This is a genomic window from Polaromonas sp. P1_F9, from assembly GCF_056405615.1.
The window spans coordinates 197,655-209,079 of record NZ_JBFUBT010000007.1; the positions used below are offsets into that span (position 1 = coordinate 197,655).

Here is an 11,425-nt window from a genome sequence, read left to right on the forward strand (position 1 = left end):
CGGAGAGTTTATGAGTATTCAAAGTTATCTTGCTGGTGCTGCTGGTGCTGCTGGTGCTGCTGGTGCTGCTGGTGCTGCTGGTGCCGCTGGTGCTGCTGGTGCTGCTGGTGCTGCTGGTGCTGCTGATGCTGTTGCAGCCGAAAATCACTTTGTTTCAAACGCCTTAACGCAGAGTCAGGCAGCTCTCGCCGGTCCCTTTCAAGGCGCAACCCTACCGGTCACCCTGCCCAATCCGCTGGATAAACCGGAATGGTTGGCGCATTGGGACGTCATACCGCGCCTCCAAGTCTGCGAGGTGGAGCTTTTGAGCGGTCTACGCTTTCGCGTGAATCAAAGCAAAGATCTTGTATCTCTGGGATTCGTCAACCTAGACAAAAACCCGCTAAAAGATCAATCCTTGGTACGCCTAACCCGTCCCACGACAAAGGTTTTCAAACAACAACTTGATCTGGTGGCTAACTATGCAGAGTTGAGGGAAAGTCGGAACGTCGAAATATTGACGCAAATGGTTCCTCAATTTCCTTTTTGGAGCTCCATCATCGGACTGTCGGCTCAGCGGCACAAATGGACTGTCGAAGTTATTGCTTTATCCTTATCATTGGCATCCCACGTGGAAATGCGGTTCAAGCAAGCTTTTGCATGTCCACGGCCTATCGAGCTATCGCCCCAAATCCAACCCATGATTGCCACCCCTGGCCATGCCAGTTGGCCCAGCGGTCACGCCACTGAAGCTTTCCTGGTGTCAACGGTTCTGCAAGCACTCTTGCCGCACGGCGGCAAGTACAAAGAGCAACTGGAGCGACAAGCAGCGCGCATTGCAGTCAACCGCACCGTTGCCGGCTTGCACTACCCGGTAGACAGCGCCGCGGGGCGCCTGCTGGGCACCGCACTGGCCGATTTTTTTGTTGCACGTTGCACCGGCAATGCGAAGCTACATGAGCGCGGCTTCAGTGGTCCTAAGTTTCATGGCGCGCTGGGCACCGTGACTGATTTTGACCCGCGCGTTTCCATGACGAACAACCAAAGCGGCTACTACGAGTACCTGTCAACCATTGGCGCCATTGCAGCTTCTCCGCTGCTTCAATTCATGTGGACCAAAGCCGCCAAAGAGTGGCTGCCCCTGAAGTAGGCCGATCATGAACTGGAGCAAACTGCCCAAAGGCGAGTTCACGGGCATTGACTGGGCCCTGCCCAATGCCACCAATGGTTTTGATCCGTACCTGATCTGGGCCGAAACCGACAGCTTTGCCGGCTATGGCGATACACAGCCCAAGTGGTTGCCCATCGCTATTGAGCTGACGCGGGGTACCACGGTGTCCCAGCTTATTGCCGCTGCCTCCCCCAAGTGGCTCCATGTGCCACCTGTGTATGCCGGCACGGTCGCGCCGGCTGGCCTGAGGTTTTGCACCGCGCGGGTCAGGCCTGCGTTTTTCAAGGCAATTCAGCCGGGTGGCAGCCTTCACCCGCTGGTACTACGGCTTGAGCTGGGGCTACCTGCAGCTGAATACGCTGACGATCCGGCGGGGAGCCCGCACACCAATCCACCTCCACATTCGCGCGGCGAGGCGTACCAAGCTGAAGCCAGTGCTGAGCGCCTGCTTTCGGGCAAGGTGTTCGGACTGATTGACGATAGCCTGGCATTGGCCCAGGCAAATTTTCTCCATCAGGGCAAGGCCCGTACCCGCTACTTCTGGCGGCAAGACGCACGAGGCAAGGGCCGCACACCCACCGGGTTGGGCTATGGGCACGAACTAACCGCCGCCGACATCAATGCAGCCATGCAGGCCAATGTCTATAACGGCTTGGTGGATGAAAGCGCGGTGTATGTCGCACTGGGGCTTTCTACCCTGGGCCAGAAACAGCCCAAGACCGAGCGCTTTTTTCACGCGCTGGACACGTCGATCAGTCACGGCTCACATGTCATGGATCTGGCAGTGGGGCCGCGCAAGCTGCTGGCGCAGGTGGCCAACTTGCCGCCTACGTATGACGCGCCGCCTAGCTGGGCGCTGGCCAACGACGATGCCAGCCGCGCGCCGCTGGTTGCAGTGCAACTCGACTACGACACCGTGCAAGACACCTCGGGCGGCTCGATGAATGTGCATGTGCTGGACGGGTTTATGTACATCCTCTCTCGCTGCACCCACACGGCCAAGGTGACGGTGAACGTGAGTTTTGGTACGCTGGCCGGGCCGCATGATGGCACGTCGCTGCTTGAGGCTGCCATGGACCAGCTGATCACCCTCCTTCATGGCCGCCTGCAGATTGTTCTGGCTGCTGGCAATGACTACCAACTGCGCATGCATGCCAATACAACGCTGGCGAAAAACAAGTCCGCCACGCTGCATTGGTGTGCACTGCCCGACGATACAACGCAAAGCTTTGTGGAGCTCTGGATTGAGGAGAACCGCGAAGGCCTGGAGATTGAAATTACGCCGCCAGGGCAAGCTGCCTTGCCGGCATTGAAGTTTGGCCAGTCCCGAATGTGGGCCAACAGCGACAAGCAGCCCCTTTGCGCGCTGATTTATCCAAAGACGGTGGCCACTGGCCGGCGTGGCACCTGCGCCCTGCTGGCGGTGTCACCCACCTTCAGCTTCGAGAAGAAAGACGTCACCGCGCCCAGCGGAGTATGGCAAATCAAGCTGACGAACACCGCCACAAAATCGGTCACGGTGGATGCCTACGTGGAGCGAGACGACGTGGTCATCGGCACCTATACCGGAGCGCGCCAATCGCACTTTGAGGACGAGTGGTACGACACCAGCGGCAACCCCGGCTCCTTTGTCGATCACCCCGACAATCCAAGCCTGATCCGGCGCAGCGGCAGCTTCAACAGCATTGCCACGGGCAGTAAAACTGTGTCGGTCGGCGGCACCCGTATCACGGGGTCGAAATGGGCGCACTATTCCCCGCAAAAACCAGACCCCGATGCAGCGCGGCCGCAGCGACCCGGCGTCGTCAAAATCCCGGATGCAGCCGCCTCCAGCGACGAAAACCCGGCCACGCTGGGTGTCAGTGCCGCAGGGACGCGTAGCAGTGCTGTGGTGCGCTTGCAGGGTACGAGCGATGCGTCGCCGCAAGAGGCTCGCCGGATTTTTAACGAACTCTAGGCTCTCGGCAAGGACTTACCAACGGCTCGGCAGCTTCTTGAGCAGCGTGATGCGTTTGGTGCCCATTTCGATGTAACCGCCTTTTTCCAGGTCCTTTAAAAGGCGGCTGACCATTTCGCGGGAGGCGCCAACGCGGCTGGCAATCTCCTGATGGGTGATTGATTCAAGGGTGACGGCCTCATTGGCAGGGTCGCGCTCCACCGCGTCGCTATGTCCTTCAAGCACGGCAATCAGCCGTCCGTACACGTCGAGCAGCGCCATGTTGCGCGCCGCTTCTGTAGCAGCACGTGCCCTGCGAATCACTTGAACCACAAGATTGATAGCGAATCCTGGCTCATCGCCCAAGTGTTCGCTCACATCGGTACGGCTGAGCACCGCACAGGTGCAAGGTTCAAGGGTAATGACCGAAGCCGAGCGGGGTCCGCCATCCAGCGACATTTCCCCAAAATAGTCGCCCGAATGAATCCTGCCGTAGGTGATTTCCCGGCCGCTTTCGTCCATGGCGAACACCTTGACACTGCCCTTGAGCAGAACAAACAGGTTGTCGCCGATTTCCCCTTCGTTGATGACAACGGCTTTTTTGGGATAAGTTCGCACCACGCCTCGCAGGGCGAGCGTGCGCAATTCGGGAATCAAATGGGCATACAGCCCCTCATCGGAAGGTAGTGGTGAACTCATGATCACCCGTAATCTAGCACGTCGCCGGGACGTACGGGGCATCTATCAGTGGATTTGTCCGAGCGGCAGCGGTGCAATAGGCGGCAAAATCGCCACGCGATTGACCAGTTCACGAACGCCGCTGGAGGCGGTCTTGGCGCAAAGGCTGCGCACGTGGCTGCGCACGGTGGAAACCGCAACTTTCATCTGGAGGGCGATTTCCGGCGTGCTCAGGCAGCGGCACAGGAAAACCAGCACCTGCTCCTCCGTATGCGTGAGACCGTGACTGCGGGCAAAGGAGCTGAAAACACCCGACTCGCTTACGCCCACTCGAGACAAAAAGAGGGCAATGCGCTCACAGGGGCTGCCTTCCTGGCGATGCAGTGGCACCACGGCCAGAGTAAAGTCCACGCCGTCGGCCACCAGCCTGATCAGGCTGCGTTTTCCGGCAACTGCTTTGCCCATGGCAATCTGGAAGGCCTTGGCATCTGCCTGCATGAGGACCTTCAACTCTCCCCTGTCCACCCCCAGAACAACAGAGCGCTCAAGTTCGCGCCGCGCGATTTGATTCGCGTGCAAAATCCGCCCCTGGGCGCTGACAACGAACACTCCGTGCGCCAGCTCATCGACCAGCAGGGCCAGCAGCGCAGGCGTGGAATCAGACTCGGGTTCCCGCAGAGGCGGCAGCGGTCGGCTAGCCTCTAACAGGCTGGTGTTGGGCATTGCATAAAGTGTCAAGGGCTTGCTCCATCCTACAAATAGATGAGCATAAAAAGCCCGGGTCAATGTAGATAGTGAATATGCCGGGTCTTTTTTGTGAGAAATTCACATAGACAATGCAGATTGCCGACTGGGAAGGCTTAAGAGGCTGACGACAAGCGTCGATTACGCCGGATCAAGCCGGATCACTGTCCAGTATGGCCAGGGTAGCGTTCATGACGCCCGGCAAAAAAGCCATCTGCACATGGGCCGCGCCGCGAACCAGGCGATTGTCGGCATCAGGCAAAGTAGCCGTGGAGGTCGGAAACACGATGTTGTCGCAGTTGGAGTACCAGCAGGTAAACAGCGTATGCCGGTGGGCCGGCATCTCATGGTCCAGCTGGGCCTGCCAATCGGACAACAAGCGCATCTGGCGACCATTGTGGCCATGCCCAAAGCGGGCCAGCCAGGTTCCGCGGTGCGGTGTGCCGATGGTGACGACATGGTGCACCCGGGCTTCGGCCTTCATGCGCTTGAGCCAGGCCCTGGCGGCCAACCCGCCCATGCTGTGGCATACCAGCAAGGGGGCAAGGCCGGTGGCTTGGGTGACCCGCACCACTGCGTCGTCAATTTGGGGGGTGTAGCCGTCTATAGAGCCGAACAGGGGTTCGAGATTGACAGCGACAAAGGCGCGTCCACTGCCTCGAACCCGCTTGAGCCAAGGTGTCCACAGGCCACGATTGCAGAAGAACCCATGCACAAACACCACGCCGCGGCGACCTTGGGCCGTCTCGGCCGGCAGGACCCTGTCCGGGACAGCATTGGAGCGAAAGGGCTGGCGCCAGCAGAACACGCGGGGAGCCGTCAATGTCTCACCCAGCCATGCGCGCAGAAGTTCTGTCCAGGTGGGCTGGGGCGCCGGATCTGCCTTGTTGATGTACCGAAGGAGTAAAAACTCAAGGGCGAGGAAACCGGTGTACCCCAGTGCAATCAGCAGGAAGCCGGTGACGGCCAGCGCGGGAGAGCTGCTGCGGAACCAGAACAGCCAGCCGAAAGCCGCGGCGACCAGGGTCAGGGTGATGAATCTTTGCAGTTGAGCCAGCATGAATGAATCGGCGCGAGATCAAACCCGCAGTATCTCAGGCCAGTGTGACATCCTTGCCCGACAGTTTTTTGGCGAGGCCTTGCGCCAGGCGATTCACGGCGCCGTAGATGGACAGTTGCGGATTGGCGCCGATGCTGGTGGGGAAAAGCGACCCATCGTGAATCGAAAGATTTTCGAGTTGCCAGTGCACACCGTCGGGCCGGGTAACGCCCTGTCGTTCAGCGCCCGCAAGACTACAGCCGCCCATGACATGGGCGCTCACCACCCGCGTGAGCATCGGCTTCATGGGCAAGGCATTGACCGCATCACGCGCCTCGGCCCAGGAGGTATAGGGCCTGGCCATTTCGTGCAGCGGCAAAACCTGTTTGGCGCCCGCTGCAAACTGAATTTCCATCATTGACAGCAGAGCCCTGCGCCCGCCCTCCATGACGTAGTCCGTCAGCGGATAGTCCAGCACGGCGGAGTTGTCGCTGCGCAGCTTCACCTGGCCGCCTGGCGATTCGTCATGAAAGCCGTCACGGAGCAAGGCCAGCAGCGTATGGTTGTAGGGAAAAGACCTGAGCAGGTCGTGCTGACCCTGGCCGAAGCCCGGGACGGTCGACGCAAAGATGATTGGGTGCAGGGGGGGCGCTTCCAGCTTGTAGCCGATCGGTCCGTCAATCGCCTGGGTTTCCAGGAAATGGTCGGAGTAAATGGTTTGCGGTGCACCGCTCCAGGCCTCCACCTTCTGGTCAAACACACTGGAGGACATCACGACCGGGTGCAGGAATGTCCGGGCGCCCAGCACGCCGTGCGGGTCGGGTGCTCCGGAGCGCAGCAGCACGGCCGGCGAGTTGATGGCGCCGCCGGCCAGTACATAGTGTTTTGCTCTTATTTTGATAGCTGACTGTGCATGCCCTGATTGGGCTGGAGCCCCATTTGGTTCTACAGCCCGGCATATCAACGCGGTGACCCTGCCATTGGCCAGTTCAAGGCTTTCTGCGCGGGTTTCAGTGAGCAGTTGCGCCCCGCGGTCGAGCGCGGCGGGAATGGTGGTGACCAGCATGGATTGCTTGGCATTGGTGGGGCAACCCAGTCCGCACGAGCCCAGGTTCCAGCAACCCTTGACATTGCGGGAGATCGCCGAAGCGGGAATGCCCAGTTTGGCGGCACCCCTGCGCAACAGGTCGTTGTTCTCGTTCGGCGGAACCAGCCAGGGCGTGATGTTCAGTCGCTGCTCGGCCTGGGCGAAATACGGTGCGAGCGCTTCCACGGTGTAGCCACCCAGGCCAAACCGGTCTCGCCAGAATTGAAGCGTGGAAGCGGGCGTGCGGAAAGAACTGGTCCAGTTCACCGTGGTGGAGCCACCCACGCAGCGCCCCTGCAGGATGTTGATGGCTTTGTCCGCCGTCTTGCGGGCGGCGCTTTCCTGGTAGAGCGAAGGATAAGCTTCGGCCTCTTTCTGGTTGAAATCCGAGCTGCTTCTAAGCGGGCCTTCTTCAATGATCACCACCTGCAAGCCGGCCTTGGCCAGCAGCTCGGCCGTGACTCCGGCGCCTGCGCCGCTGCCTATGATGGCGACGTCACAGGTGATTTTTTCAGGCACCGGGCCGAGCGCGCCACCCATGACTTTCCAGCCGCGCGCAATGCCTTCGCGGATCGGGTCTTTCAATTGACTCATGCTGCTTTCGGTGTCTTCAGATTTTGACGGGGCCGGGATAACCCAACATCGCCCAGCTGGACGGTTCGGAAAAATACGCGCCGGCCGTGATGTCGTGCATGGCGGCATAAGCCTGCTGGCGCAGCGCGAGGCTTGACAGGCGCATATCCTGAAGCGCCTGCTGGATCTGTGCAACTGAGGCTTCGGGCCAAGGCTGGCTCAAGCGGGCCAGCGCATGCCGGCCGGCAGCACTGGCCAGCAATGCCAGTAGTTGTGACAACTCGCCTTGCGCATGAGGCGGAAGGGATTGCACCAGGATATCGACCCGGCTGAGCAAGCCTTGCAGCGCAATCTCGCGCGGGCCGGCGTCTGCGGGCAAAGTGGTATCCAGAACAGCGCGGCCTACAGCGGAAAAGACTTCACGTCCCGAGTGAGTCAAGACCCCACTGGTCAGGCCCGGCTGCAGCAAAGCAGCAGCGCCGCCAGCGACAACCAGCACGGCCGCCGACGCGGCACCGAGCTTGAGAAGCGTTCTTCTTTGCATCCGGGAAGTTTCTCATGCGCATTTAGGTTTCTATAGGGGGCCGTACCTAGATAAACTCCGGGTTTGTATGGACGCATCCGCACAACAAATTCATCGCGCACTGCAAACCGTTGCGCAGCTTCGGCAGCAACACGCGGCAGATCCACCGTTGGCCAGGGCCAGTGCGGAGGTCAAGCGGTTTCAGGCGTGCCGTTTTCAGGCCACCTACTCGGACCTGCTGCACAGCCCGCGGTATAAAACTGCTGCCACCTTCTTTCTGCAGGAGCTGTACAGCGACAAAGACTACGCCGAGCGCGACCAGCAGTTTGCACGTATCGCAAGTACCATCGCCAAACTCTTCCCGCAACCGGTTGTCAGCACGGCTGCCGCGCTGGCGGAAGTGCACGCGTTGACGGAGAGACTCGACGACCTGATGGCACGGGAATGGCTGGCGGACACTGCAGCCATCCCGGAAAGCAGCGACTGCGGGAGATACATCCGTTGCTGGCGGCGGGTCGGAGATGTAGCCGCACGCAGCCGGCAGCTTGAAGTTGTCCTGCACCTTGGGGACGAACTCAATCGCCTGACGCGGACGTTCGGCCTTCGCACGCTGCTCAAGATGATGAGGGGACCGGCTGCCGCGGCGGGGTTGAACTCCCTGCAGCACTTTCTGGAAACCGGCTTTGATGCCTTTGCCAATATGCGTGGGGCCGACGAGTTCGTTCGCTTGATAAGGGACCGTGAGACGGCCTGGATTCATACCCTGTTCGCGGACGATGCTGTCACCTGCGAGACCAGATTGAGCCATTTGCTGGCTGCCGGGCCGTAATGCCACGCCGGCATTAGGACAAGCCCCATACGGATTCCACCGCGCGGCTTTCACAATGGGCTGCAAGGAGTGTGTATGAACAAGCATTGGCTCAAAAGTTATCCCGCAGGCGTTTCACACGAGATCGACACCGAGCAGTTCCACTCGTTGAATCATCTGCTGGAAGACTCGTTCAAGAGGAATGCGGCCAAGCCATTTTCGGTTTGCATGGATCGCTGGATGACGTACGGACAGCTCGATGAACTGTCGTCGGCTTTGGGCGCCTGGCTGCAAAGCCTGGGTCTTGAGAGCGGGGCGCGGGTTGCGATCATGCTGCCCAATGTTCCGCAGTTTGCAGTCACCATGGCGGCCATTCTGCGGGCAGGCTATACCTGCGTCAACGTCAACCCGCTGTACACCGCCCGTGAACTGGAGCACCAGTTACGCGACTCCGGAGCCACTACCATCGTCATTCTGGAAAACTTCGCGGCCACACTGGCTGAAGTGATTGAGCGCACACCGGTGAAGAATGTCGTCATGGCGTCCATGGGTGATTTGCTGGGCTTCTGGCATGGCCAATGGATCACCTTCGCAGTCCGCCATCTGGCCAAGCTGGTGCCTGCCTACAAATTGCCGCTTGCAAACGGGCGCACCGTGACAGCCTTCAATCGCGCGATCGCCGAAGGTAGCCGCCTGCCCCTAAGGCCTGCACAGACCACACTGGATTCAATCGCCTTTCTGCAATACACCGGCGGGACAACCGGATTGTCAAAAGGCGCCGTGCTCACGCATCGCAATATCGTTGCGGCCATTCTGCAGGCCGAAGAATGGTTCACGCCGGCTTTAAAGCGGATAGGTGACGTCAGCAAGACAAACAACATCGCAGCATTGCCGCTGTATCACATCTTCGCGTTGACGCTTTGCCTCCTGACCATTCGCTGGGGTGCGCATTTGACGCTGATCCCCAATCCGCGGGACTTCGGCCGGTTTATCGAAGTCCTCAAGAAACGTCCGTTCCACATGTTGCCGGCAGTCAATACGCTTTTTAATGCGCTGCTTCAGCACCCTCAGTTCAAGACGGTGGATTTCTCGGCCCTTTGCGTTTCGCAGGCGGGAGGCATGGCTGCGTCCGAAGGTACGGCGAAACACTGGTTGCAGGTCACGGGTTGCCCCATGATTGAAGGCTGGGGCATGAGTGAGACTTGCGCCATCGGCACCAACAATCCGGTGATGAACAAGGAGTTCACCGGCACCATCGGCCTGCCGTTGTCCAGCATCGAAATCGCCATCAAGGATGACGATGGCCTGTCGCTGGCTCTTGGCGAATCCGGCGAGATCTGTATCAAGGGTCCGCAAGTCATGACGGGGTACTACCAGCAACCGGAGGAGAACAGAAAGGCGTTCACCCCGGACGGTTTTATGCGCACCGGCGATATCGGCATCATGGACGAGCGCGGTTACACCAAAATCATCGATCGCAAGAAGGACATGATCATTGTTTCGGGCTTCAATGTGTTCCCCAATGAGCTCGAGAATGTCATTTCCCTGTGTCCCGGCGTTGTTGAATGCGCGGCGATCGGTATTGCAGACGACAAACAGGGCGAAGCCATCAAGGTTTTTGTGGTGAAAAATGACCCTACACTGACCGAAGACGATGTGAGCGCCTATTGCAAGCAGCACCTTACTGGGTACAAACGCCCCAAATACATTGAATTTCGCGATGACTTGCCCAAAACCAACGTTGGAAAAATCCTTAGGCGTGAACTGCGAACGCCGACCTGAAACGCTGCAAGGCTTGGTGGCTTCTGATGGCAAAGCCTGATTTACCCCCAGGAATGCAGGTTTTTGAGCGCGGCTGGCTCTCTGCAAACAATATTCTTTTCACCGGCGGTGAAAAAACCTTGCTGGTTGACAGTGGTTATTGCACGCACGCACCGCAAACGCTGTCGTTGATCGAGTCCGTCCTTGGGTCCCGCCCTCTCGATATTCTCGTCAACACGCACCTGCACAGCGATCACTGCGGCGGCAATGCTGCTTTGCAGGCGCGTTACCCCGATTTGCATACCCTTATTCCTCCTGGCCATGCGCAACAAGTATTAGACTGGGATCCTGTGGCGCTGACTTATTTTCCGACCGGTCAGCTGTGCCCACGGTTCACCTTCACTGATGCGATGAAGCCGGGAGGTTCCATCCGGTTCGGGTCCGAGATGTGGCAGACTCATGCGGCGCCTGGGCATGACCCGCACTCGCTGATTTTCTTTGAACCCCAAAGCCGTGTGCTTATTTCTGCCGATGCTTTGTGGGAGAACGGCTTCGGCGTGGTGTTTCCCGAGCTGGAAGGTACCAATGCATTCACGGAGGTCGCCGCGACCTTGGACGTAATTGAGCAGTTGAACCCCAAAACCGTCATTCCAGGACACGGCCGTGTCTTTGCGTATACGCCCGAAACGCTAGCGCGAGCGCGCCAGCGGTTGAATTCATTTGTCGGCAACCCGCCCAGACATGCACACCATGCGGCCAAGGTTCTGCTGAAGTTCAAATTACTCGAAATTCAACGCCAGGGTTTCGACGACTTTGCAAAATGGGCCTTGGAAACACCCTATTTCATACAGATCAAAGCCAAATTTTTCGCGGACATCCCTGCCCGCGCATGGATTGAGCAATTGAGCGACGAACTGGTGACTGCCGGCGTAGCCAACAGAGACGGTATGCATATCGTGAATACCTGAATCACTGCGGGCCAGCCACTTTTGCCACTTTGCTATTTCTCCAAAGCCGCCTTCTCCTCTGGTGAGCCTGGCGCACCCGGTTTACGCACTTGGTGCAAATGCAAAAACCCCACATGAATTCATATGGGTTTTTTTGATTTTGCAGCTTGGTCAATAAC

General features: G+C 58.9%; 10 protein-coding genes. 5 read left to right on the top strand and 5 right to left on the bottom strand.

Going from position 1 to position 11,425, the window contains the following annotated elements:
- The first annotated feature begins 10 nt into the window (after nucleotides 1–10).
- Together AC1DYR_RS19855 and AC1DYR_RS19860 are read left to right on the top strand one after the other, a co-directional pair.
- Nucleotides 11–1,129 (top strand): phosphatase PAP2 family protein, encoded by a 1,119-nt coding sequence (locus AC1DYR_RS19855; RefSeq protein ID WP_477706609.1) that lies wholly within the window; start codon nucleotides 11–13, stop codon nucleotides 1,127–1,129.
- A 7-nt stretch (nucleotides 1,130–1,136) separates the two neighbouring features.
- Nucleotides 1,137–3,107 (top strand): S8/S53 family peptidase, encoded by a 1,971-nt coding sequence (locus tag AC1DYR_RS19860; protein WP_477706610.1) that lies wholly within the window; start codon nucleotides 1,137–1,139, stop codon nucleotides 3,105–3,107.
- Between the two features lie 15 nt (nucleotides 3,108–3,122).
- On the opposite strand, the gene AC1DYR_RS19865 is transcribed toward AC1DYR_RS19860, so the two are convergent.
- The 5 genes from AC1DYR_RS19865 to AC1DYR_RS19885 all read right to left on the bottom strand — a co-directional run bounded on the left by AC1DYR_RS19865 (nucleotide 3,123) and on the right by AC1DYR_RS19885 (nucleotide 7,751).
- Nucleotides 3,123–3,785, bottom strand: a complete 663-nt coding sequence (locus tag AC1DYR_RS19865) for a Crp/Fnr family transcriptional regulator (protein WP_477706626.1) — start codon at nucleotides 3,783–3,785, stop codon at nucleotides 3,123–3,125.
- 45 nt (nucleotides 3,786–3,830) lie between these two features.
- Nucleotides 3,831–4,502: a helix-turn-helix transcriptional regulator gene (locus AC1DYR_RS19870; protein ID WP_477706611.1), complete on the bottom strand. Its 672-nt coding sequence runs from the start codon at nucleotides 4,500–4,502 to the stop codon at nucleotides 3,831–3,833.
- 157 nt (nucleotides 4,503–4,659) lie between these two features.
- Nucleotides 4,660–5,568: an esterase/lipase family protein gene (locus tag AC1DYR_RS19875; RefSeq protein ID WP_477706612.1), complete on the bottom strand. Its 909-nt coding sequence runs from the start codon at nucleotides 5,566–5,568 to the stop codon at nucleotides 4,660–4,662.
- 34 nt (nucleotides 5,569–5,602) lie between these two features.
- Nucleotides 5,603–7,228 (bottom strand): GMC family oxidoreductase, encoded by a 1,626-nt coding sequence (locus tag AC1DYR_RS19880; RefSeq protein WP_477706613.1) that lies wholly within the window; start codon nucleotides 7,226–7,228, stop codon nucleotides 5,603–5,605.
- 16 nt (nucleotides 7,229–7,244) lie between these two features.
- Entirely contained in the window at nucleotides 7,245–7,751 is a 507-nt protein-coding gene (locus tag AC1DYR_RS19885) for a hypothetical protein (protein WP_477706614.1), read from the bottom strand.
- 67 nt (nucleotides 7,752–7,818) lie between these two features.
- Between AC1DYR_RS19885 and AC1DYR_RS19890 the strand changes: the two genes are divergently transcribed.
- The 3 genes from AC1DYR_RS19890 (at nucleotide 7,819) to AC1DYR_RS19900 (ending at nucleotide 11,267) form a co-directional block, all read left to right on the top strand.
- On the top strand, nucleotides 7,819–8,559 hold the full coding sequence (locus AC1DYR_RS19890) for a DUF8198 family protein (RefSeq protein WP_477706615.1): 741 nt from the start codon (nucleotides 7,819–7,821) through the stop codon (nucleotides 8,557–8,559).
- A 75-nt stretch (nucleotides 8,560–8,634) separates the two neighbouring features.
- Entirely contained in the window at nucleotides 8,635–10,320 is a 1,686-nt protein-coding gene (locus AC1DYR_RS19895) for an AMP-binding protein (RefSeq protein WP_477706616.1), read from the top strand.
- 26 nt (nucleotides 10,321–10,346) lie between these two features.
- Nucleotides 10,347–11,267, top strand: coding sequence for an MBL fold metallo-hydrolase (locus tag AC1DYR_RS19900; RefSeq protein WP_477706617.1), 921 nt, complete (start codon nucleotides 10,347–10,349; stop codon nucleotides 11,265–11,267).
- Nucleotides 11,268–11,425 lie beyond the last annotated feature (158 nt).

Coding starts and splice junctions, on each gene's coding strand:
- AC1DYR_RS19855 (WP_477706609.1), top strand. CDS start 11: ATGAGTATTCAAAGTTATCTTGCTGGTGCTGCTGGTGCTGCTGGTGCT.
- AC1DYR_RS19860 (WP_477706610.1), top strand. CDS start 1,137: ATGAACTGGAGCAAACTGCCCAAAGGCGAGTTCACGGGCATTGACTGG.
- AC1DYR_RS19865 (WP_477706626.1), bottom strand. CDS start 3,785: ATGAGTTCACCACTACCTTCCGATGAGGGGCTGTATGCCCATTTGATT.
- AC1DYR_RS19875 (WP_477706612.1), bottom strand. CDS start 5,568: ATGCTGGCTCAACTGCAAAGATTCATCACCCTGACCCTGGTCGCCGCG.
- AC1DYR_RS19880 (WP_477706613.1), bottom strand. CDS start 7,228: ATGAGTCAATTGAAAGACCCGATCCGCGAAGGCATTGCGCGCGGCTGG.
- AC1DYR_RS19885 (WP_477706614.1), bottom strand. CDS start 7,751: ATGCAAAGAAGAACGCTTCTCAAGCTCGGTGCCGCGTCGGCGGCCGTG.
- AC1DYR_RS19890 (WP_477706615.1), top strand. CDS start 7,819: ATGGACGCATCCGCACAACAAATTCATCGCGCACTGCAAACCGTTGCG.
- AC1DYR_RS19895 (WP_477706616.1), top strand. CDS start 8,635: ATGAACAAGCATTGGCTCAAAAGTTATCCCGCAGGCGTTTCACACGAG.
- AC1DYR_RS19900 (WP_477706617.1), top strand. CDS start 10,347: ATGGCAAAGCCTGATTTACCCCCAGGAATGCAGGTTTTTGAGCGCGGC.